This is a genomic window from Serratia sp. PAMC26656 (assembly GCF_016469055.2).
In the GTDB taxonomy this organism is placed as follows: domain Bacteria; phylum Pseudomonadota; class Gammaproteobacteria; order Enterobacterales; family Enterobacteriaceae; genus Serratia; species Serratia plymuthica.
The window spans coordinates 4,810,909-4,835,417 of sequence record NZ_CP150486.1; the positions used below are offsets into that span (position 1 = coordinate 4,810,909).

Sequence of the window (24,509 nt, forward strand, 5' to 3'; positions counted from 1 at the left end):
CATCCTTCCTTTGCTTTTTTGACGGGGGTAACGGTAAAAGGGGTTAGATCAGCGCAAACGCGTCTGCATCCCTGAGGAAAGGCAATTGCTCCCTGACGCCCAGCAAATGCTCACGCGACAGCGTGGCGTTGCGCACGCTTTCCACCTCCACCTCATCGATCAGAACCTCGCCGAGCGGGTCGATAAGCATCGAGTGGCCGTTGTAGCGCAGCCGGTTACCGTCCTCTCCCACGCGGTTGACGCCAATCACGTAGCTCTGATTTTCAATCGCCCGCGCGGTGAGCAGGGCTTGCCAATGCGCCGCGCGCTTTTCCGGCCAGCTGGCGATATAGAGAGCGACGTCGTAGCGAGCGTCCGCATTGCGTGACCAGAGGGGAAAGCGCAGGTCGTAGCAGATAAAAGGCGCAATGCGCCAGCCGCGATGCTTAACCACCAACTGAGCCTCGCCCGCGGTATATTCGCGGTCCTCTTCGGCAAAAGAGAAAAGGTGTTTTTTGTCGTAGTGCGCAATGCCGCCGTCCGGCGTGACAAACAGCAAGCGGTTATAAAAGCGCCCTTCTTCGGTGATGATCATGCTGCCCACCAACGCGCTGCCGGAATGAGAGGCACGCTCCTGCATCCACGCGACTCCAGGCCCCTGCATGGTTTCCGCGATCCCCCGCGGCGCCATGGAAAAGCCGGTGGTGAACATTTCCGGCAGGATAATAATGTCGCTGGCTTCGGCCTTGGCGATGTGCTCCGCCATACGGCGGCGATTGCCTTCGGCGTCTTCCCAGATAATGTCGCTCTGGACCAAGGTGACGCGCAGATCCTGATCTGTCATGTCTCTAACCTCCCTCAATAATGTGTGATGTTTTCAGCGCAGATCGGCGTCATACAGTTGCTCCAGGAAGCCGCCCTGACGCACGATTTCCCGAATTTCAGCGGCAGGCCCCTGCTGCCCGGGCGCGGCGATAAATCCACTTTCCACCAGATAATCGAAGTAGCGGAACAGCAGCGCCCGGTCGCATGGCTCGCAGGTAATCCCGGCATGCGACAACTGCTGACGGGTGTACTGCGTGGCGTAACGGGCCTTCTCGCTGATTTCGCTGCCGCAGTAGAACAGCGCCAGCAGATCGGTGAAGGTGGAGCGATAAGGTTTGCCTTGCAACCAGAGACGGTTCTCGGTCAGAGCGTCGAAATAATCGGCGTTGATCAGCGTGCTGATGCGATAGCCGTACTGCCGCAGAAAGTCGACGATATCGTCATAGGTAATGGGGTTGGGATGGGTCAGGTTGAGCGTACGGCCCTGGAAGCTGTCTATTTCCACTATCGCGCAAAGCGATGCGCGGGCAACGTAATCCACCGGCGTAATATCAAAATCTTCCCGCGAGCTAAACGTCAGGCCGGTTTCCACCAGCGCTTTGATCATCTCGTAGTAGATGCCCTTCACTCGGGTCTCCACCAGCGGGTAGCGCCCGCTGACGCTGTCGCCCCAGATATTGCCCGGCCGGGTGATCACCCAACGCAGCCCGCGTTTACCCGCCTCGTGTACCGCCTGCTCTGCTTCGAACTTGGAGCGTTCATAGTCCATGTCATTAAACGACTGGCCGACGTCCAAATCCGTTTCCTGCAGCGTAAACCCGTCTTGGTAAAGCTTATCGCCGACGATGCTGAAGCTTGAGGTATAGAGCAGCGGCACATTGCCCAGCAGACACAGCGCAATAAGGTTCTGCGTACCGCCGACGTTGACCGGCGCGATTTTGCCGTACGACGCCACCAGGCTGACGTTAGCTGCACAATGGATAACGCGATCGATCCCCATTGCCAGTTCCTGGTAATCCGCCTGGTTCAACCCGAGCCGTGGCTGGGTGATATCCCCGATAAGAGGGATCACGCGCCAGAGATGTTCCCGGCTGCGCTGTTCGGGATCGTAGGTATAGAGAAGTTGTTCCAGCCTCTCCAGCGCCTGCTGCGGGCTGGCGGCGCGCACCAGACAGTACACGCAGGCGTCGGTACTCAGCAGGATTTCGAGCAGGATACGGCCGCCCAATACCCCCGTTGCGCCGGTAAGCAGTATATTTTTTACCTGTTGATTAACATTGACCATGTTCATCCCTCAACAAAGCGATTAAATGAGCCTGACCCGCGACGGCTAAAGGGTGCCGACACGCATCCCTCCATCCAGCGGGATCACCGTGGTATTGAGGTAATTGGTTTTACAGCTGGCGAGGAAGCCAACAACCTCCGCCACATCCTCCGGCGTGCCCCATCGCCCTACCGGCACGATGGAGCGCACGATCTTCTCTTCTTCGGGGGTATCGATCATGTGCGGGTCGACGAACTGCGCGAGCATTTCGGTTTTGCAGATGCCCGGCGCGACCGCCGTGACGCTGATATTGAGCGGCCCCAGTTCACGCCCCCATGATTCGGTAGCCGAGATCACGCCCGCCTTCGAGGCCGCGTAAGCGGATCCGCCGGCAGCGCCCCAGATACCGGCGATGGAGGCGATATTGATGATGCGCCCGTACTTCAGGCGCGCCATATAACGGGAGAACACGGCGGTACAGTTGAAGGTGCCCAGCAGGTTGACGTTCAGCACGCGCGCCGCGCCGCTGAGACCGCGCTCGGAAAGACAGAAGCTGCGTTCGATAACGCCGGCGTTATTCACCAGCACGGTCAACGCAGCGCCAAGGCGCGCTTCGATTTCGCGCGCGGCTTGGGCAATGGAATCCTCCTGCGTGACATCCATAACGAAGGTATGCAACCCTTCCGGGTGTCCCAGGCGCTCAACCAGTTGCGTCAGCCGTTCTGCACTGACGTCTGCGGCGGCGACCTGGTAGCCGATATCCAGCAACACCCTGGCGATGGCCGTGCCGAACCCCCCTGCGGCACCGGTCACCACGGCGACCTGATGGCTCATGCGTCAACGCCCTCTTTAAAGGTGATGTCGATGATTTTTCTCGCATTAGCCATTGCGTCATAAATGCGCTCTTCAAAGAACTGCACATCGTCCTGGGACATCAGCATGTTGGCGTAAATACGCGATAACGGAGAGAACTGGATACCGTAGCGTTTGGAAATTTCACGAATGATGATGTCGCAGAATTTCACCTTATCGCTGTACCCTTCGGAACGATCGACCGGCGAGTTCTGCGAGTGGTAAACCAGCGCCGTCGGCATCCCCTGAACCACCAGCGGCAGCTCTACCGACTCGGCGGCTTTAACGAAGATGTTCGAGATCTGGCGGGTGAAACCGGCCATGCGCTCATAACAGCCGGGATCTTGTTCTATCAGCGAGAAGGTCGCCTTGATGGCGGCCAGGCCCAGCGGATAACCGTTGAAGGTGCCTGCATGGATAACCTTACCGCGCGTATACAGGTTCATGATGTCGCGACGCCCGACGATGGCGGAGATCGGCATGGAGCCGCCGCCCAGCGCTTTACCGAAAGTCGAGAGATGCGGCGTGACGCCCAGCAGCTGTTGCGCGCCGCCCAGGCCAAGACGCACGCCGGTAATGATCTCGTCAAAAATCAGGACGATATTGTACTTTTCACACAATGCCTTGGCTTTTTCCAGATAGCCTTCACGCGGGAAAATACCGCCGCCGTTGATGCAGATCGGCTCCATCAACACGGCGGCAATCTCATCGTGATAGCGCTCGATGGTGGCGGTCAGCACCTCGATATCGTTCCACGGCAGCATAAAGGATTGATCGGCAATCGCCCCGGTCGCACGGCCCCAGGTGTCCAGCAGATCGCCTTTGAACTGCTCCGGTACCGGGTAACTCAAATCCTGTTTTTTACGCCACCCCATAATATTGTCGGCGTTGCCGTGATAATGGCCGTGGAAGCGGATAAAGCGGTTTTTACCGGTGAAGCCGCGCGCCAGACGCAATGCGTTTTGTACCGCTTCGGTACCGCTCAGGCAGAAGCGCACCATCTCCGCGCTGGGAATATGTTTCACCAGCGTTTCGCAAACCTCGACCTCCAGATCGCACGTGTCCACCGAGGTGACTTTGCCCATGTAATCCATCAGAGCCGCGTTGTAGGCTTCATTGTGGTGGCCAACGAAAAGCGCGCCAAACTTGCAGAACAGATCGAGATGTTCATTGCCGTCCAGATCCCAGACGCGCGAATTACGCCCCCGATTGAACGGGATCACCAGCGGTCGTTCGGGATCGCCAAAGTTGTAATGCGTGCCGCCGGGCAGCAGATCCCAGCATTTTTTATAAAAATTCTTCGATACATCCAGGGACAACTTGGTTGATGCGTCCATATTCTGTGCGTTCTCCGTTTGTTTACAGGAAGATGAAAGGATAGACAGCGACTGCCTGGCGGGCTGGCTCTCGCTGCCGACCGTCAGGTTAAAGGGGGAATAGCGTCCGAGCGTGTCGGGCAGCGCGATGTGCATCAGTTCCAGCAGCGCGGTGCGCGTCAGCCAGGCCGCGCCGCTCATCAGCAAATGCGCCAGTTCCGCGACGTGACGCTGGGCCGGATCTTCCAGCGGTGTGCCCTGTAGCCATTCGTTCATGGCCCCCATCGCCGAGCCACACCAGATCTGATAATCCATTTCGCGACCGGCTTCGCCCTGGATTGCCCAGCGCGAGGACTGTCCGAGATACCATTGGAACACCAGCGCCATCTGTTTCTTTGGCTGCTGCAACGCCTTCTCAATGACCTCCGGGCGGCCGCAGCGCTGAAAATACGCCACGGTTTCCTGCCAGACGTTGGCCAGCGGTTGACGAAAAATCTGTTTTTCCAGTTGGGCGACGTCGTCGGCGGGCAGCGCAGCCAGCCCCTCATACTGCTTGTAGAGCGCATAGAGTTTCTGCGCGCGTACCGGGTACATGCTGCCCTGTTTAAGCACCTGAACTTTGGCGCCCATCTCAAACATGTCGGCAGAAGGCGCGGTCGCCACATCGCCGATGCGCACTCGTCCCAGCATCTGTTTGGCCGCGTCGGACGTGCCTGCTTCTACGCAGGCCTGGTTTATCGAACCGGTCACTACATACGCGGCCCCGAGGGCGAACGCGGCCCGCACCGCGTGCGGCGTGCCGATGCCGCCGGCCGCGCCGATGCGCACCCGATGGCGATGACCCGATTCGCGTTCAATGTCGTCTCGCAGCTGAACCACTGAGCGGAATATGCAGGCGAGCGTGCCCTGGTCGGTATGGCCGCCAGAATCCCCCTCCACGGTAATGTCGTCCGCCATCGGCACCTGACGCGCCAGCTCAGCCTGTTCGGCATTGATCAGGTTGTCGGCAAGCAGCTTTTTCAGGATATTTTCCGGCGCCGGCCGCAGAAAACATTGCGCCACCTCGCGACGCGAGACCTTGGCGATAATGCGGTTGCGGCGCGCAATGGTGCCGTCGCGCCCACGCGTCAGGCCGCAGGCACGGTAGCAGACCAGCGCTGGACTGAGGTTGATATAGGCAGAGGCCTCCACAATCGTCACCTGATGCTCAAGGCAAAGCTGTACGCAGGCCATTTCCCAGGCTGGGTTGCCGGGGTTATGCAGCAGGTTAATGCCAAAAGGCCCATCGGGCAGATGCTGACGCAGGGTGGCTATGGCCTGGGCAATGCGAGGAATATCGAGCCCCCCCGCGCCGAAAATCCCCAGAATTTTTTGCTGCCCCAACGCGATAGCCATCGCCTCCGAATGGATACCGTTCGCCATCGCGCCGGCGTAGTAAGCCATGCGTACGCCATAGTCGCGGCAGAAGCTGCCGTCACCCAATTCCGCTTCCGTTACCGCAGGCAAGGTGCCGATCGGCTTTGCTTCTGCCGAGGGTAACGCCTCGCCCACGGCGCAGAGGTGCGCCTCATCGCCTGACTGAACTACCTGTAAGGCTTGCCCGAGGTCATAAAGCGCGGCTGAACCTGCCACCAGCGGCAGGGCATCGAACGGGCGTTTACCGCCCGAATGATTGACGGAGAAACGCGGGCTCATGATGAAACTTCCTGTGTCTGAAGCGCCGTCAGGGCGCTGGCGTCTTGAGAAAGGCGGTGCGTGTAGCCCGCGCCAAGGTTATCGCACAGGCCGATTACGCTGCCGCGATAGAGAATTTCCACGATAAAAACCAACGCGATGGCATCAGGCGTTTTGCCGTCGGGCCGCCAGCGCGCATCAATTGACTTGCAGGTCAGCCGGTAGCGCAGCACGTCGCGTTCGCATTTCACTTCACCGCGGAACTTGGCGCTGTACTGGTGGTGACACAGCGTATGCGCCACCAGGTCAGGGCTGGCATTCAGGCCGAGGTAATAAAGGAAGAATTTCACCAGTTGTTCACACCCCTCCACAAGGAAGGTGCCCGGCATCACCGGGTCATTCTTGAAGTGAGCGCGGAACACCCAGTGATCGGGATCGATATCCACTTCGCCCATCGCCTCACCCAGCCCCCAGGCACCGCCGCGAGGATCGATCGATGTGACCCGGTTCAGCATGCGTGCATCGGGTGCGCACAGCGTGCCTGCCGCATGCCCCGCGTAGTGCGGGCCAAAACAGGCGGCGACGTCCCCGCGGATCAGAGCATCAAGCGCAGCGTCATCAAATTCGCGGCGCTCGCAATGCAACAGCGGCGTAAAAGGTCGCGCCTGCGCGGCGCGCGCGAAATAGCCGGTAGTATCAATCTGCCGCGCGTTGGCGATTTCGCGCTTGCCGAAGAAGCCCGAGTTGGCGACCAGCTTAAACACCAGCCGATCGCCGACGTAGCAGAAGTATTCATAAGCAATCAGCGCCACGCCGCCGGCCCTGACAAAGGAGGTGATATTTACCCGCCCGCGCAACATTTCGCCCGCACGCGGCATTTCGCTGTAGACCGTGGTCTGACTATCGACCGCCCGGTAGCAAAGCTGCCCTTTGAACAGGTGATCGCAACCGATAACGGTGAAGGCGACAATCATGGCATGCGAGGACTCCAGCGCGACGAAGGGGGGCGTTTTGCCGTCGACCAGGAACCAGGCGTCCGGCGCAATATCGTATTCCCATTCGATAAAGCAGGGTTCCAACCGATCCTTTTTCGCGCTCAGGGCGGTAATGCGGGAGACAAACAGGTAGGGCGGCGACGGCATTCGGGTACGTACCGGATACTGATCCACCCCCGCGTAGTCTTGCCCCAGGACGTTGCTCACCAGCCCATCCGTCAGCTCGATCACCTGCTCCTCATTAAACAGCGGCGCAGCGACCGGGTCTTGCCCCGCCAGCAGTTGGCGGATCAGATGATAGTAATTTTGCTGAACATGCAGGTAATGCAGATGCGTCTGCGCATGGCGCGTCAGATGGTGCAGGGCAATGTTGTTCGCCAGGATATTCCCGGCCGGCGTCTGCGTTGGGCTGCTCGGCGCAAAACGCGCCAGCGTATCCGCATTGATGATGAACTCGCCCAGCGGCTTCTCCCGCCCGGTATAGACGGTTACCGTCAGCCCGCCGCTCGATGCGGAGTTCGCTGCGGCCGGCTGCGCGCAAGGCCCGCTCAGCGGCTCGCGTAATAACAGATGGCTACAGGCGCGATCGATGCCGATATGGTTGACCGCCGCGCGACGCAAAGCGCCCCTCGGCTGCGCCCATTCCTGCGTCTGCTGCGGCAGTCTAAAGCGTCCGTCTGCCTGCTTCGCCAACGAGGAGTGCTGGTTGAACACGGGCACCGCGGGCAGATAGCGCTGCGACAACTGCAACGCGCATTTCACGATCCCCAGCAACCCCGCAGCGGCGGCGAGATGGCCATAGTGCGCCTTCAGCGTTCCCACCGTCACGGGTGCCTGCCGTTCCGGCGTGGCATAGACGCTGGCCAGCGCGGCCAGTTCCGTTTCCATCTCCCCCGGGCGTGCTCCGGAATAAAGTTCGAGGTAGTCGACATCCGTCGCGCTACAGCCGGCGGCCTGCAATGCGCGGCTGGCGCTATCGGCAATCCCCTGGCGGCTGGCGGTGTACGCCAGCGCCGGGCTCAATTCGTGCCCAACGGCCAGCCCGTCGATAACGGCGTAAATCGGCGTTCCTGCCTGCTGCGCATCCTGCTCGCGGCGCACGACCACCACGCTGCCGCCATCGCCCGGCGTCTGGTTCGCCTGCACGGATTGATGATCCCACAGCACATTCTCCAGCGCGCCGCCAAAGCTGCAACTGGCAATCAGCACGCCCTCGACCTCGTGGCGCGCCAGCAGGAACTGCGCCAGTTCAATGGCCTTAAACGCGGCGTTTTCTTCGCTGTAAAGGGAGAACGCCGGTCCGTTCAGGTGCAAATGGGCAGCCAGCCGGCTGGCGACCACATTACCGATGCCACCGGTGATACCTTCGGGGTAAGGCGCCGGGAACAGGCTGTCCTTCACGACATTCTGCAATGCCTGAAGATCCTCTTCGCTCAGCGCAATGCCCTGGCTGCGCAGACTCTGTTCAAGCTGCCAGCTAATCTCGTTACGTGCCTGATAACGCAAGCAGCTGTAATCCACCCCGCCTGCGACAATCACGGCCAGATTACGGCGCGTGCCATCCAGGGCATAACCCGCGTCGAGAAAAGCGCGTTCCGCCACCGGCAGAAGAAACAGATGCGAAAGCAGATGAGGACCGACCACATTTGGCGGCAGCCGGAAGCGTTTACAGTCAAATTCAAACGTCTCGATCCAAGCCCCCTGCGGAATCTGTTCGATGCCGCGCGTGGCCAGCAGATCCTGCTGGCGCTCTACGCCCAACCAGCGCGTAGCGGGCAGTGGGCGCTGATGTTGCCTGCCCTCGCGGAAGGTGCGATCGAGACTTAGCGTATCCTCGGTATCGGCGGCGTGTACGCCGATGCCGACCAGCGCCAGCGGCTCTGCTTTTAATGGCTCTGCAGCTTGCGGCAGCGCCGCACGCAACGCAGGGTGATCCTCGCTCAGCACCAGATGGGCGTTGACGCCGCCGAAACCGAAGGCGTTGATGCCGGCGCGTTTCTGCCGATCGCGCTGCGGCCAGGAGCGGGCCTCGCGGACCACATCCTCCAGGCCGAGTTGGCCGGCGGGCGTGTTAACCAGTTGCTGCACGCCAGGCGTAGGCGGGATGAGATTGTGCTGCATGGCGAGGATCACTTTGAACAGGCTGCCCATGCCGGAGGCCGTAAGCATATGGCCGTTGATCCCTTTGTTGGCGCCAAGCAGAGGGCGTGTCGGCGCCTGCGCGAAGAAGGCTTCCATTGCCGCCAGCTCGATCTGATCGCCCACCGGCGTGCCCGTAGCATGGCACTCCAGATAATCGATATCCGGCTCGGTCTTGCCATAGGCGCGTGTCAGCGCCAGCTGTTGTCCGTTGCTGTCGGGCACCAGCATATGACGGCTGCCTGCATCGTTGGAGAGACCGACCGCCTCGATAACGCCGTAAATTTTATCGTTATCGCGAATGGCGTCAGCGTAGCGTTTCATGGCGATCACGCCTGCGCCCTCTCCCGCCTTCAAGCCTTCCGACGTGCGGTCAAAGGGGATCGACTGCCCTTTCTGCGGAAACGCCTGCAACACATTGAAACCGTGATCGATATAGATGTGGTCGGCATGGCACACCGCACCCGCCAACATCATGTCGGCTTTGCCGCTGGCAAGGTAATCACTGGCCATTTTGATGGCGTAGAACGCAGAAGAGCAGGCCGCATCCAACGCGTAGCTCGGCCCCTGCAACCCCAGCGCCTGGGCGGCGACGGTGGCATTATGGCCGCCAGTGATAAGGTTCAAGTCGGACAGCGTCTCTTCAGGCCAGACGCGGTCGAATGCAAAATCGTCCCGACCCAGCAACTGACGCAGATAGGGAGTCAGCATCTGGTGATAAAAGCGGCTCATCAGCCGCTTGCCGCTGTGCGTCGGCATGCCGATGTTGCCAATAAGCAGGCCGGTTTTTGCCAGCGTCTGCGGCTGCCCGCGATAGCCGCTATCGTTTAACGCCTGCGCTGCGGCGTGCAGGGTCCACTTGAACAAGTTATCCAACGTCTCCAGCTCTTGCGCCGGTAACGCGTAGCCGGAGGTATCAAAGTGAAAATCGCGGATGTGCCCATTGCGGTTATAGCCGATTTTATCCGCCGTTCCCGCCACCGGATGGTAATAGACCGCAGGGTCGATGCCGGTTTCCGCAGCGGAAAGCGGCGAGGCGCAGTCCCGGCACTGAATCAAATTCTCCCAGTATTTCTCCGTGGAATCCGCCCCCGGAAACAGGCAGCCCAACCCCACGATCGCAATATTTTCCATTACCAGCCACTCCTGAACATAAGCCTGTTGCCGGGCGCTTAACCGCGCCCGGATGAACATCGTCAGCGGTTAAGCGCGCCGTTTAGCGGTGCTCTTTTTTTTCCAGCGCGTCGTCGGTGCAGGTAAACAGCGACCGAAGCGTGGTGGAGACGGTGAATTTCACTTTTTCAAACCGGCTATAAACATTGCCCAGTTTGTCGTGCAAAGTGATATCCGCCAGCAGCAGGGTTGCCGTCTGACTGGTAATGCGCATGGAGGCGTAGAATGTCTGGTCAAAATCCAGCGGCGAATATTGCTCGATAGCCCCTATCGCCGCAGGCAGCCCCGCCTTGTCCGATTGCTGCATCAACCACAGCAGCGGCAGTTGAAGACCGACATCGTTGATAAACAGGTTGAAGGAGTTGGCCGGGAACTGTCCCTGCTCCTGGGCCTCCAGCGACGGTAAGCGACATTTAAGGATCAGACTCTGCTCATCGATGTGCACCACCTGCTGAATGCCGCGGAAAGCGTTACCGTGAAACAGCTGCGCGCCCTGCGTCATATCGCCATAAAGCGGTACCGCCAGCGGGATCGCGACGTCGAGATCCCCGTGCAATTCTGCAAACTGCGCTTCTCTTCCCTGCAGGGCGAGCAACAGCGTGGCCTGATAGTGCTTCATCTCCTGCTGGCTGCTGATGATCAGATCGACGGCCAGATGATCGTCGTCAGGCCTGTCGCCGGCATGAGGCGTCATGCTCACGCGATAACGCTCCGCTTCGTTGCCGTCGAACACGATGCCTTTCAGGACGGTAAAGTGGCTGACTCGCTGCAATTGATAGCCGGGGAACCGCTCTTCGCAGACGCGCGTCATCCACGCGATGGCTGCGGTGGCAGGCAACACGGGGTTATCGTTGATCACGTGATGTTGCAAAAACGGATTGTTCTGCGGCTGGAGCAGGCGCGTGACTTCGTACCGTTCCGCAGGCGCCGTCAAGCGTCGTTTCGCACGATAGTTGTCTCCGCCGATGATGACCTGCGGATGCGCCGCGTCCGTGAACTCGCGCACAAACAATTCAGTGCCGGTCTCCAGCGGAATGATCACCATGTTATGGGTATCGTAGGCGCGCTTCAGCGTATCGTTCACCATACCGCCGTCCCACGGGCCCCAATTGATGGCGCGCACTGTCGGTTGCCCCTCCGCCTGCAGCGGTAGCCATGCAAACTTGTTCAGCGTCTCGTTGGCCATCGCGTAATCCGTTTGGCCGGCGTTGCCAAAGAAGCCTGACACGGAAGAGAACAGCATCACGTGCCTTAGCCCGGTGATATCCAGCGCGCGGCAGAGGTTTTCCAGCCCTCTGACCTTCACGTCAAACACGGAACGTAAATCACCCAGCGTTTTTTTCTCAATGCGCTTGTCGGCCAGGTTGCCCGCACCGTGGATAATGCCGGTGATGGGACCGACAGCCTGCTGCGCCTCGTTCAGTACCGCCGCAACCTGTTGCGCATCGGTAATATCGCAGTGGCGATAAATCGCCTCTCCGCCCGCCTGAGCAATCTGGTGCAGGGTGGCGTTGATTTCGTCGCTATGCAGCAAGCCGCTCAGCATGGCGTCGATTTTTACCGGCGTTGGCTGCACCCCCTCAGATTGCAGTTGGGCTATCGCCGCAGCCTTGCGTTCCGCTACCGTGGCTGTGCCCTGCGCCCACGCCGGCAACGGTGCATTGATGTCGGTGCGGCCAAGCAAGATAAAATGAGCCTGGCTGCGCTGCGCCAGTTCAATCACGCATTTTGCGGTTATCCCGCGTGCGCCGCCGGTGACCACCAGCACATCCCGCTCGCTAACGTCGGGCGGCGTCTCTTCGTTCTCCGTCGGCGCTGCGCTCAAAGCCAGCGTCATCCGTTCGCCTTGAGCACTGCGCCCGACCTCCGCCAGATCGCGGCGCGCATCCTGGAGTTCCTCCAGCAGAATGCTCACCGCCTCGCCGCTTTTCAGCCCGGCGTCAATATCAAGCGTGCGGCAAAATGCCGTTTTCCACTCAATATTCAGTGATTTGGTCAGCCCGCTAATGCCTGCCGGGAGCATGGCGGAGAGACCGCCTGCCCTTGAAAGGGACAGCTGACCGTCACCGCGAGTGACCACAAAGAACCAGCCTGGGTGCTGTTCACCGCGGTTCAGGCTCTCCTGCAGCCGCTTCGCCAGCAGGAAGGCGGTTTCCAGCGAACGGTAGCCATTGGCGCTGAAAACGTCGGTAACCTTTTTCACTTTTTCGCGCGTGGCCTGCAGCCAGATCACGCCGTCTAACGCGCCGCGAGCCTGCTCAATTTCCGTGATGGCGGTGTCCAGCGTCGCCTCATTCGGATGAGCGAGGCTGTAGACGTGCGACGTTTTCCCCTGCTTTTTATTTTTGGCGGCTGCCGAATGCAGCGCCAGCACCGAGACCGTCTGTCCCAGTTGCGTCAGCTGTTTCGTTACGTCATCGATGAGCGTTTTTCCTTCATCGACAATCAGCCAGTGACGTTTGACGGCAAAAGTCTGCGTATCGCAATCCGGCGTCGGCAGAGGCTGCGAAGTCACGCTAAAACGTTGTGTATGCGGCTTTACGCTTACTGTTTCTTCTGTTGCAGACTGAACCGCAGGCGCCACATACTGCTGCGATTCAGTTGAAGACTTTTTTGCCGATTCAACCTCTGCGACATCTACCGTAGAGGTGACAAAGCCGAGCGTGCGCAGTTTGGCGTCGCCACCGATATCTTCGGAAGCGCGTAACGCATCCGCAGGCAACTCCGCCTCGCTTTCGCGCTGATTATCTTCAGTAAAGAAGTCTTTAGAGGACGCGGTATCCGGCGTTTCTTCCCCTTCATCCAAGCCCTGCTTGCGACGGATATCGGCAATGATTTCATCAATCATCTCTTTGAAGAACAACGACATTTTGTGAACATTGCTCAGTGCCTCGATGTCGAAAGTCTCCAGGTCCTTATTTTTCGACGCGTCGTGGTAGATGCCGGCATCGGCGGAGAAGGCGTCAAACATGGCACCGAAAATTTCCAGGCGCTTGATGGAGTCAATGCCGAGATCGGCTTCCAGATCCATGTTCGCGTCTATCATGTCCTGCGGATAGCCGGTGCGGTCGCTGACAATGGTGACCAGCCGCGCCGTGATTTCAGCCTCCGTGATGCTGGCAAAGCGGGAAAGCTGCGCTTCAACGTCCGGAGACATTGGGCTGGCGGTCGGTTTCGCCGCCTGCGGTGCTGACGGTGCAGGCGCCGGCGCTGCCTTAGCTACGGCAGGCATTTCAGGGACTGAAGGACGCGGTGCCGAGAGGCTGACCGGCGCAGCGACAGGATGAACAGGTGCTGCGACAGGCGACACGGACACTACGGCGGCCTGAGGGTAAGCCTGCACCGGCGTGTTCAGCGCGCGAGGCGCAACCGGCATCGGCGCCTGGCCCGGTTGGAACAGACTTTGTTGAGTCGAGAAATAGCGCTCATGGTTGCTGTGATACAACTCCAGATTTTTATCCAGCAGTTGCACGCTTTGCCCAAGGCTGGCAAGGATCGTCGGTAAGTTGTGGTGATCGCGGAAGTTTTCCAGCAGCGCGTACTGCTTATTCAGCAGCGAGTCCAGTAGCTGAATATACTCTTTTTGATTGGTCTGGAACTGCTGATGCAGTTGGCTCATAACCTGCTGAGCCTGCAGAACCCCATTCAACGGGGTGTTATCGTTACTTTCAACTCGCTGATTAATCTGTTCCATAGCTTGATCTCGCTTGTGAAGGGCTTCCGACGTGTTGGATTTGGTGGATTGAAACAGGGGTGATGCCGTGGCAGGCAGGGGCGCTACGGTAGGCTGCACTTTCGCCGCTGCGGTCACGGGTGCTGCGGTCACGGTTGCAACGGGCATCGCTGCCCCCTGTCGCGCACGGATGAAGCGCTCGACCACTTCGGTATCACCTTCACGAAGCGCGTGCTGCCGCCGACGCTGGTTTTTTTCTGACAGGTAAAAGCCGCCGTTCAAACGGCAACTCAAACGTCCGGTAAGATCACCCTGCTCTGGAGCCGGGCGCACGTAGCGATCCAGGGCGTTCAGCTTGACCCCCTCGGCCAATAACCGAGCCTGGGCACGGGCCAACTGAAGGCGATCGTCTCCCGAATCGCCGGTATTCAGTGAGATCAGCGTGTGCTCACGTCCTTTCAGGATGTCTGCCACCAGTTTTCCCAGCACCCCTTTCGGCCCGATTTCAACAAACAGCCGTCCGCCGCGCTGATAAAGGGCTTCAATGGTTTCCCGGAAACGAACCGGCATGACCATCTGCTGGGCCAGGGTTTCCGCGTATGTTGCGGTGTCAGCAGGCCAAGGTGCCGCAGATGCGCTTGAGAAAGCGGTGCAGTGCGCCGTGTCGAAGCGGATGGATGACAGACTTTCCAGGAATGGCGCACAGGCAGCCTGCAGGAAGGGCGTATGGAACGCGGCGGAGACCGGTAAAATACGGCACTGAACATCGCCGGCTTTCAGTTCGTCGTACAGCGCCTGGATGCGCGCCGTGGCACCGCCCAAGACCACCTGGGCCGGTGAGTTGTCGTTAGCCAGCACGATATCGGGATAGCGTACCAGCAGCTTTTCACATGCTTCAACCGTCAGGGCGGCAGCCAGCATGGCACCGCCGTCGCCCTCGTTTTGCGCGACGGCCGAAGCTGCCGCCATACCGCGAGCCAGCGAGGCGCGATAAAAGTCCGCATCGCAAAGCGCGCCCGCAGCCCATAGCGCGGTCACTTCGCCGTAGCTATGGCCCGCGACGAAATCGGGCGTAAAGCCGTTGGATTTCAAAATAGCGTAATAACCCGCGCTAACCGCACCAATGGCCGGCTGCGCGTTGGCGGTATCCGTCAAACGCTCCCGCTGCGCGTCGCGTTCGGCATCCGAAAATGCGGGGGTCGGATATACAATGTCTGACAGGCCATGACCGCGCACATCAGCGGCAAATTTATCCAAAGTTTCCAGCGCCTGGCGCATCTCTGGATAATCGATGGCGACCTCACGCCCCATGTTGACATACTGCGATCCCTGCCCCGGGAAAAGCGCCACGACTTTGCCGCTCAGAGCCTTCCCTTCCGGCTGGAAATAGATGCCTTGCGGGTGCTCCCAGCCCTTGTCCTGGTTATTTCGCAGCTGTTTTACGGCGGTTTGCAACAGTTGCCCGGCATGCTCGGCCGAGGTAGCAACCAGCAACAAACGTGCCTGATGCGCTTCCAGCGTGTTGATATCCTGGGCGGCAAGATGCTGTCGCAAAGCCCGCGCGGCCGAGCCGGTACTGAAGCTCTCCAGCGCCGTTTCACAACGCTGCAAAAGCTGGTCGGCATTATCGCCGCTGAACAACAGGGTGTAGGTCGATTCGTTCAGCCGGTAAGCGCCGTGCGCATCCTGTTCGTACTCTTCGAGAATGGCGTGGAAATTAGTGCCGCCGAAACCAAAGGCGCTTAACGCAGCGCGACGCGGCGAATCGTCAAGCGGACGCAGCCAGGGCCGCGTCTCGCTGTTGAGATAAAACGGGCTATCTTCAACGCTCAGCGCTTCCATCGGCTGCTGGACATTAATGGAGGGCGGCAGCACTTTGTGGTGCAACGCCAACGCCACTTTAATCATGGAGGCCGCGCCCGCCGCGCAACGGGTGTGCCCGATCTGAGATTTTACGCTGCCGACGGCAATCGAATGCGCCGGCAGACGATACTCGTCAAATACCGCGCGCAGGCTCTTGAGTTCGGTGCCATCGCCGGATGCCGTACCCGTTCCATGCGCCTCAATCAGTTGAATATCGCCAGGCAGGATACCCGCGCTGGCATAGGCGCGCTTAAGCGCCTTGATTTGCCCCTCGTAGCGTGGAGCGAAAATACTTTTTGCCCGACCATCGCTGGAGGCTTCAAGAGATTTGATTACCGCATAGATGCGATCGCCAGCCAGTTCGGCATCTTCAAGCCGCTTCAACACAAGCAGCCCAACACCATCGCCGAGCATGATGCCGTCGGAGTCGCGATCAAACGGACGTGAACGATTGCTTTTTGAAAGCGCGGGCGTTTTGCTGAAGCAAAGAAACGAGAAGGCCGAGTTTTCAAGATTAACGCCACCGGTTAATACCGCATCGCAGCTGCCGGAATTCAGCTCGCCTATCGCCGCCTTGATCGCCGCCAGGCTGCTGGCGCAGGCAGCGTCGACCATGTATGACGTGCCGCCAAGATCAAAATAGCTGGCGATGCGTCCACAGGCGACATTCCCCAGAAAACCGGGAAAACTGTCTTCGTTCCACTCCAGGTAGAGTTCATGCGCACGGGCGATCACATCGTCGGCCACTTCCGTGGAAAGGCCGGATTTGATCATGATTTCTCGCAGATAAGGGGCCTGCTGACGCGCCGCCAGCGAGAACGAGGTATTGCCGTTGCCTCCTCCCCCCAGAATGACGCCGATACGGTCGCGATCAACCTGAGCGTCTTTTTTATCCACCAGCCCTGCATCCTGCATCACCTGCCTTGCCATATAGAGCGAGAAAAGTTGGGCGGTGCTGATGGAGTCCATAATGGCGGGCGGGATCTTAAATGCGACCGGATCAAATTCAATAGCGGGAACGAAGCCCGCTTTATGGCCGTAGGTTTTATCCGCAGCCGTCGCATCCGGATCGTAGAAATCCTCTTTGCGCCAATATGCAGCGTCGGACATTGAACTGATATCCGTTAGCGAATCACATTTATTGGTAATGTTTTCCCAGAATTCATGCAGGTTAGATGCATCAGGAAAATGACTGGCCATGCCGACAATAGCAATATCGCCATGTGTTTTCTGACCATGCGTTAGATATGTCTCTGACATATATTCCTCGCGATTCAGATGAATGGACCCCATGTCCCGCCCATAATTTTCTTACGGGCACAGTACAATCGCTGCCATTATTGGCAGCGGAATAAGCGCTGTTTTATTTCAATAAAGTGAATGAAGCTTTACGTTATTATTTCTTGAGTCCCTGCGTTAACAAACTGGTCCTTGCTCTTAGCAATCCCCCCAGCGCGCCTACGATGGCGCTAAGCGCCGCGACCAGAGCGTCAATTAGCGTCACCTGCAGCGGCGTAAAAGATGCCCAGGAAAAAAAGCGACTAATGATGAAAATCGCGACGATAATGCAGCCACTCCATGCATGGATCAGAAAATACATCGTTCCTTCATCCAGAGTGTCATCGTCTTCGAAACGTAATAAATGGGCTCTAATGTCGATGGTTGCCTGCTTTTGCGTGATATAGGCGATCCACAGGGCAATAATATAAGCGGTTCCGCCGCAACTGAAGGCCATTTCTGCAACGTCGATATAGGCGGGAGCGTGTTCGCTTCTCGGTGAAAAATATCCCCACGACAGCAGGCCGGCAATGATTGCCGCGATCACGGCCCAGGGAAGAAAATAATTAAAGACCATAAATCTGTCGCTGGCTTCTTTGCTGGCCTCCTGCTGCGGCATGGCCAGCCGCCCGACATACCAGGCGATAATCCGATCTCCGACGATACGCAGGGTAAGGCAACACGCCGCGATAACCACCAGGCAGACCGCACCCAGCACCCAGCCCGTTAACGTTTTTCCTTCAGGTGAAAACGCTTGTAGCAACCAATAAAGCGGTGGCACGGTAATCAGCGCCAGCAGTATCGCGCAGCTGGCGATTCGCCCCCAGAGCGTTTCCCCCCAGCCCGCAGGCGATATGTCTTCAGACGTTCGGCGATGAACAGCATAATCTTCTGTTGCGTACCCTTTGAGGAGATCATAAACAACCTCACCCGAGATGGAAATAATCGCCACCAGCGGGAACAAGGCTAGGAAAATTCCTACAGAAGTAAATCCCCCCGACGGATTAACGTAAAAAAAAATACCACCGATTATTAGACAATCCAGTGCGCTGCGAATGGCGACATTCATGAAAGCCGCCCCGGACAACCTGTTATACGTAGAAATATGCGTCATAACGAACCCAGTCCCGCCATATATAGCCAAACAAAGAAGTGTTACAAACAAGTTAAAGAATGCATATGAATATGTGGGGAATAATATCACATAAAATTTATGAAATAACGGTATACATGCCTAAAGCTTATATTTCAACTTAACCAATAGTCAGCAAAATCTTAGGGGCAAAAAAAGACTATAGACTTATAAATTAACCACTTAGATGAGTTTAACTTAACCAAATCATTACATAAACCTTCACTTGTTGTTTTTTTAGAATTTTAAACCACACAAAAATAAAAAAACAGAATTTTACACCCAATGAATTTAACCAGTAAAATCAAATGGATAACACTTTTTATTGACCAACTTCAAAAATAAGACATTAGGTTCATTAAATATTCATAAAAAAGCCTTTACATAAACAAATCGCAAGTGCGATAGTCCGAGCGCTGTATTTTTTATTATCACCGCAGGCAGAAATACGGCCTGGAATGCGGCTTTACGGAGAAAATTATAGCGAATTAATTAATCAAAAATAATTAGAAGGGGAATTAATTCATTCGTACGCTAACCGAAAGACGCGCTACGTTGCCTGTCCGGTTAATTATATCACCCCATTTTTATGACACAGGCCCATTATCTGGTAAGGAATCGCCGCCCTATGTTTTCATTAGCCCGAGCTATTTTGATTTACGAGTGGCGACGGTTTTTACCGGCCGTGCTAGCCGTGGCTTTTGCAGGATTACTGGTGCTGATTCAGTTTGGATTACTGCTCGGCATGTTCAGCGCCGTCAGCGTTTATATCGATCGTTCTTCTGCCGATTTATGGGTCGGGTTTCCCGGCACGCAAAGTGTCGATCAGCCGCGCTCCATTCCTGAAAAAGTTGAAAATCAACTGCGCATGGATCCCGACGTCATCGACGTCGAACGTTATACCTGGACGCTGGCTGACTGGAAACGGCCGACCGGCGGTCGCATTTCCGCCACCCTGATAGGCATCAATCCAAAAGCAGAATCCATGACATTTTCGCACCTGCTGAACCCCCAACTCAGACAGTTGCTGCGGGTGCCCGGTAATCTGCTGGTTGATGAAAGCGATCTCGACAAGCTGGGCGTGAAAGTGGGCGACTATACCGAACTGCAAGGCAAGCGGGTACATGTGGCCGGGACGGTCAGAGGGATGCGATCCATGGGCGGCGCCAACGTCATCTCTTCACTCACCACCGCACGCACCATCGATAAGAGCCTGCTCAATAACGACGTCGACTACTTCCTGGTAAAAATAAAAGACCCGACGCAGGCTGAGGCGGTACGCGATCGACTCCAGCCGCACGGTTCGTTTCGCCATTACCAAATCTGGACCACCGAGGAATTTTCCATTCAATCGGTCGCGTACTGGCTGTTTGAATCAGGCGCGGGCGGGGGATTCCTGTTCTCTTCCGTGCTTGGTTTTATCGTAGGTGTAGTGATCACCAGCCAGACGCTGATGGCGGCGATTGTTTCCGCACTGCGCGAATACGCCACGCTTCGCGCGCTCGGGGTATCGTCAGGATCCCTGCGCGCCGTGGTGCTGGAGCAATCTTTCTGGATTGGCGTGGTGGGATTGTGCATTGCCGCACTGGTCAGCGTCCTTATCGCCGCCGGGGCTGAGCTCTTTTATGTCACCTTTACCATTCCGCTGGTTGCCGCTGCCGGCATTCTGCTGTTGGTGATGGTCATTACGCTGCTCTCCGGGCTTTCTGCCCTGCGCGCGCTTAATCGTGCCGAACCCTTTACGTTACTACGCTGAGAAATACGATGAAAAAAACTGCCACAATTCTGGCCGAGCAGATTTCCCACGGCTTTACCGTGGGGAAAATCGTACAGCCGGTGATCAGGAATGTTGACCTCAGCATTTTCAATGGGGAGCTGACCTTGATTATCGGGCCATCGGGCTCCGGAAAAAGTACGCTGCTGGCGATTCTTTCGGGCCTGCTGCGCCCAGATAGCGGGCGCGTACAGGTTAACGACGCAACGCTGACGACCATGTCGCGCCATGAGCTGGAATATTTTCGGCTGATGAACTGCGGCTTCGTGTTTCAGGGCTTTAACCTGTTCGCCGCGATGACCGCACTGGATAATGTCATCCTGCCGCTGGTCTACGGCGCGAAAGTGCCGAAAAAAGAAGCCGCCCGGCGGGCAAGCGAGGCGCTGGACATCGTTGGGCTGAGCCAGCGCAAAACCCTGCGTCCAACCGAGCTTTCCGGGGGAGAGAAGCAACGCGTGGCGATTGCGCGCGCGTTGGTAAAAGATCCGCCTTTTCTTTTTGCCGACGAACCCACCAGCGCGCTTGATAAGCACAACGGGCAGACGGTGGTGGACCTGCTGCACAATATCGCCCGCGAAAAAGGCTACACCGTGCTTGCCGTATCCCACGACAGCCGCCTGATCGATCATGCTGACCGGGTAATTACCATCGAAGATGGACACATAACCGACGACACTCGTCCTATTCCTGAGAGATCGTGCACCCTATGAAAAACGTCCTGCGTCTCTGCTTACTGGCAATGTCTCTGGCTTTGAGCTTGAGTGGCTGCGATGACACTCCTCTCGCCGCTGCCGCCACCGCCACGCCCTCCCCTTGGGCCGCCGTGGCTAAAGGCTATATCAGCATCGAAGGCGGCTTAATCAGTATCGATGCCCCCCGCCCCGGCATTATCAAAGAGATTCTGGTAGAAGAAGGCGCGGTGGTAAAAAGAGGCCAGCTGCTGGCGCGCATCGAAGATAACGAAGCACTTGATGCACTAAACATCAAGGTCAAACAACAAATCGAGGCAGTGCGCGATCTGGAGTGGGCACAGCAGAAGCTGATAATAGCGACACGGGAGTTCAACCGCTTGGCAAAGCTGAATACCACGGTGATTTCCGAGCAGCAGCATGACAACGCAGCGGATCAGATGGCACTGCAGCAGCGCGAGCTGGCGATGAAGAAAGCCACGCTGGAAACGGCAAACGCGGGGGTCAAAGCCGCTGAGCTGGAGGTGGAAAAATACCTGGTCGTTGCGCCGGCGGATGGCCGCATTGTCAAACGCGACGCCAAACCGGGCGAAGGCGCGTCCACGCTGAATGTGACTCGGCTGTTTATGCTGGCCCCCAATGCACCACGCATCGTACGCGCCGAGCTGGAGGACGTTTTCGTTAACGCCGTTCAGCCTGGGCAGCATGCGGAGGTCACTCTGGAGAATAACGATAAGCGTATCTATAAAGCGCAGGTCTTGCGCCTGAGCGAAGTGTTTGGCGCCCGACAACCCACGGACGACCCCAATGTGAATCAGGATACGCGGGTTATTGAATGCGTACTGACCCTGGATGCGCCACAGATTCGTATCGGGCAGCGCGTACTGGTGCGTATTTTGCCGGCGGATAAGCCCGACGCGACGGCTCGCGAGGGATAACCTGATGGGGCACCAGGCGTCGAAGGGCATCGATCGCGATGTTAGCCTATAAACGTATTACGCTGGGCATATGTTTACTTTTGAAACAACGTTTATCGCATCCACCTTTATACGCCAACAGAGCACGGGCTTTGTCACCGATGTTCCCGCCGTTACGGCATGCCTTGTGGAATTTGATAGCTGCGGTTACCACAATGCGCTGTTTGCCCAACTGTCTATCCCTTTGCCGGGCGTGCTGACGTCGGCGGTGGCGAAACGGCGGGCCGACTATCTTTCCGGACGTTATGCCGTGCGTCAGCTGTTGATGAATGCAGGCTGTCGCGATGCCGTTGCTGTCGGCCCCGACCGTGCGCCCGTCTGGCCAGTCGGCTGGTGCGGCAGTATTTCGCATACCGGCAAATGGGCCATCGCGGTACTTTCTCCTCAGCGTTATCGCGTAAATCCGGGCGTTGATATTGAGCGGCTCCAGCCGGAAGTTATGCGAGAAATCGCGACGACCTTTACTACGTCTGATGAACGTGCGCTGCTCGCCAAGAGCCGGCTTCCCTACGAAACCGCGCTGCTGATCACGTTTTCCGCCAAGGAAAGTTTATTTAAAGCACTTTTCCCGCAGGTTCGGCATATGTTTGGTTTCGAAGCCGCCTGGCTATGTGAACTTAATCCGCAACAGAACGCGTTTACTTTACAACTGACCCGGAGGCTGGCCCCCAGGCTACCCGCCGGATATCGCGTCAGAGGCCATTACTTACTCCGCGACAGCGAAGTCATCACCCTGATTTTGGCACCAGCGGCACACTGATCGGCCGTCGGCGATCCACGTATCCTTTCCGCCATCTCCCCGGCAATCATCCACAGCCGTGGAAAAGGGCTATCGCACTACCAGGGGATATCGGCATAACACGCACAGTTCGCTGTCTTCAGCCAATGAAAAAGGAAAGACACCGTCTTTTTGATATTGCGTATAATAAAGGGTATTCAATTTCTTCACAGTCACGTCGCTTTCCAGAAAAGCGAGGTTATACGGGCTGGTCACCTCCGAAATACCAAATCTAAATCCCTTTTTAATGGCCGACAAACTCGCCGCCCGATAAAGGCTTCGCAATATGCCTTGCCGCTGAAATACCGGCAACACTGCGGTCATCCAGCAATGCAGCAGCGGTTTACTTTCATTTTCCTCGGCAGAGTGTTGAAACTCATAAAGCGAGTCAAGAAAAGCGAGGATGGTATTCAACTTTTGGCTTTCATAATCGCCGGGGATAAAGTCATTATGAAAATCCGTCAATATCCTTACCCCCACCAACCGGGAGGATGTTTTTTCTATCGCCACCCAAGACAGCTGGGTTTTTATCGCGTGATGAACCAAATCCGTTACGAAAGGCGTCAACTCGTCTGACGATATGCCTATCGCCTTCCCCAGCGGTTCATGAGCGCTAAATACCGTACACAGACATGCAATAGTCTGTACGGCATGAGTCTCATCCAACACGCTATAAGCAAAACGCTCCTGAAGATCTGCTGCCATACATTGAACTCCTGTAAGGTTTTTAATACGGTTTCCCAACTGATGATTTATGCTTTTTCCGCCGGTATCCTGACAGCTTCATTCATCGCAACCCGCAGATGCGTTTTAATTTGCGGCAACCAGGCAATGTGCGCCGGCTTCATCAGACATACCCGTAAACACAACACCGACTCCGCATCCCAAAATGCGCTGTCCGGCGCGATTTTATCCCGCAGCAATTTTTTAGGGACGCGTGCCAATGCCAGATGGAGATTCATTTCAGCGGCCTTTTCAAACACCCTTTGCGACAGTGCTGAACTGGCCTGTGCACTGGCGCCAGCCACAAACCACAGAACAATATCCAGAGCGGGTTCCAAAACCGTCACGCAGTCCGCTTCTTCCTCCAACCACTGGAACAGTGACATGGCGGCGTCCCTGGAACATTGCAGCGCAGCAGCAAACGTGCCACCCGCCACCAAAGGCAGCAGTTTTTGGGTAGCCCAAAGCGCGCCGGCCGATGCGCCTGCTCGCGAGCATTCCAAACTGATCTCCCCTAAATGCAATTCATCCGAACTGAAATAGGTGTACGGCGAATCATGTTTGTAATGTATTCCTACCCCAGGGTCCTTAAACAAGACACAGCCGCATCCATAGGGCTGCATGCCATGTTTATGCGGATCGACAACGATAGAATCCGCTTGCGCCATAGCCTCAAACGCACTCCGACTCGCCACAGACAGCCCCTCGCACAGAGAAAAATAGCCTCCATAAGCAGCATCGACGTGAATTCTAAAGTGATACTTTCTTTTTAGCGCGAGAATGGCATCCAGGGGATCAAGCGATCCTGCTGCGGTAGTGCCTAATGTCACGACCAGGGTACCGATATTGCCTTGTTGCAGCCTCGTTTCCAGCTCGACGATATCCATCCGCCCGGCGGCATCGCAGGGGATCTTTTCAAACCCCATGTCCAGCACCTGACTAATACGCTCATGGGTGTAATGCGCCAGTTCTGAAGCGGCCACCGTCGTCCCTGGACGTAGCATTTTGGCTATCCAAAGCGCTTCCAGATTGGCAAAGGTCCCGCCACTGGTCAGATGGCCAAGATGCTCGCACCAGCCAAACATGTGGGCTATTTCGGCAACCGCTTCCTTTTCCATCGCCGAGGTGGCTCTTCCACCATCAAGTGCATGATTATTAGGGTTGATATACAGGCATAAGGAATAAGCGAGACGCGCAATGGGATGAGGGGGTTTCAGCATTTGCCCCAAATAAAAGGGGTGAAAATAGGGGTAATTATCGGCCATCCTTGAAGATAGCTCACTCAATACAGCCTCCATCGGTGCCAGCGCTTCATTTTCCTTATAGTCTGGCAACAGGGAGAAACTCGCCTCCAGGGCGGAAAGCTGTCTGGCCAATATGGCCAATTCCTCTTGATTAAACATGG

13 protein-coding genes are annotated in these 24,509 nt (G+C 57.0%); 4 read left to right on the top strand and 9 right to left on the bottom strand.

Going from position 1 to position 24,509, the window contains the following annotated elements; translation table 11 throughout:
- Positions 1-43 precede the first annotated feature (43 nt).
- The 7 genes from JEM67_RS23590 to JEM67_RS23620 all read right to left on the bottom strand — a co-directional run bounded on the left by JEM67_RS23590 (position 44) and on the right by JEM67_RS23620 (position 18,100).
- Positions 44-823, bottom strand: a complete 780-nt coding sequence (locus JEM67_RS23590) for an amidohydrolase (protein ID WP_199639469.1) — start codon at positions 821-823, stop codon at positions 44-46.
- Positions 824-856: 33 nt separating this feature from the next.
- Positions 857-2,089 (bottom strand): thioester reductase domain-containing protein, encoded by a 1,233-nt coding sequence (locus JEM67_RS23595; protein ID WP_013814522.1) that lies wholly within the window; start codon positions 2,087-2,089, stop codon positions 857-859.
- A gap of 45 nt (positions 2,090-2,134) precedes the next feature.
- Complete coding sequence (locus tag JEM67_RS23600) at positions 2,135-2,902, bottom strand: SDR family NAD(P)-dependent oxidoreductase (protein ID WP_013814523.1); 768 nt, start codon at positions 2,900-2,902, stop codon at positions 2,135-2,137.
- Positions 2,899-5,931 carry a PfaD family polyunsaturated fatty acid/polyketide biosynthesis protein gene (locus tag JEM67_RS23605; RefSeq protein ID WP_199639467.1) on the bottom strand — a complete coding sequence of 1,011 codons (3,033 nt, stop codon included), beginning with the start codon at positions 5,929-5,931 and terminating at the stop codon, positions 2,899-2,901. The genes JEM67_RS23600 and JEM67_RS23605 overlap by 4 nt, the downstream gene beginning before the upstream one ends.
- Positions 5,928-10,178, bottom strand: a complete 4,251-nt coding sequence (locus JEM67_RS23610) for a beta-ketoacyl synthase N-terminal-like domain-containing protein (RefSeq protein WP_199639465.1) — start codon at positions 10,176-10,178, stop codon at positions 5,928-5,930. The genes JEM67_RS23605 and JEM67_RS23610 overlap by 4 nt, the downstream gene beginning before the upstream one ends.
- A gap of 82 nt (positions 10,179-10,260) precedes the next feature.
- Positions 10,261-17,046 carry an SDR family NAD(P)-dependent oxidoreductase gene (locus tag JEM67_RS23615; RefSeq protein WP_426406337.1) on the bottom strand — a complete coding sequence of 2,262 codons (6,786 nt, stop codon included), beginning with the start codon at positions 17,044-17,046 and terminating at the stop codon, positions 10,261-10,263.
- A 103-nt stretch (positions 17,047-17,149) separates the two neighbouring features.
- Positions 17,150-18,100: a DUF6347 domain-containing protein gene (locus JEM67_RS23620; RefSeq protein WP_233527882.1), complete on the bottom strand. Its 951-nt coding sequence runs from the start codon at positions 18,098-18,100 to the stop codon at positions 17,150-17,152.
- Between the two features lie 691 nt (positions 18,101-18,791).
- Here JEM67_RS23620 and JEM67_RS23625 point away from each other — a divergent pair.
- The 4 genes from JEM67_RS23625 (at position 18,792) to JEM67_RS23640 (ending at position 22,363) form a co-directional block, all read left to right on the top strand.
- On the top strand, positions 18,792-19,919 hold the full coding sequence (locus JEM67_RS23625) for an ABC transporter permease (RefSeq protein WP_199639452.1): 1,128 nt from the start codon (positions 18,792-18,794) through the stop codon (positions 19,917-19,919).
- Between the two features lie 8 nt (positions 19,920-19,927).
- A complete protein-coding gene (locus tag JEM67_RS23630) occupies positions 19,928-20,647 on the top strand; it encodes an ABC transporter ATP-binding protein (protein ID WP_062868676.1) in 720 nt (239 codons plus the stop codon).
- Positions 20,644-21,564, top strand: a complete 921-nt coding sequence (locus tag JEM67_RS23635; RefSeq protein WP_013814530.1) for an efflux RND transporter periplasmic adaptor subunit — start codon at positions 20,644-20,646, stop codon at positions 21,562-21,564. Before JEM67_RS23630 ends, JEM67_RS23635 begins: the two co-directional genes overlap by 4 nt.
- A gap of 70 nt (positions 21,565-21,634) precedes the next feature.
- Entirely contained in the window at positions 21,635-22,363 is a 729-nt protein-coding gene (locus tag JEM67_RS23640) for a 4'-phosphopantetheinyl transferase family protein (protein WP_199639450.1), read from the top strand.
- A gap of 69 nt (positions 22,364-22,432) precedes the next feature.
- On the opposite strand, the gene JEM67_RS23645 is transcribed toward JEM67_RS23640, so the two are convergent.
- Both JEM67_RS23645 and JEM67_RS23650 read right to left on the bottom strand, forming a co-directional pair.
- Positions 22,433-23,086, bottom strand: coding sequence for a hypothetical protein (locus JEM67_RS23645; RefSeq protein ID WP_199639443.1), 654 nt, complete (start codon positions 23,084-23,086; stop codon positions 22,433-22,435).
- Between the two features lie 47 nt (positions 23,087-23,133).
- Positions 23,134-24,507: a pyridoxal phosphate-dependent decarboxylase family protein gene (locus tag JEM67_RS23650; RefSeq protein ID WP_199639442.1), complete on the bottom strand. Its 1,374-nt coding sequence runs from the start codon at positions 24,505-24,507 to the stop codon at positions 23,134-23,136.
- Positions 24,508-24,509: the final 2 nt, after the last annotated feature.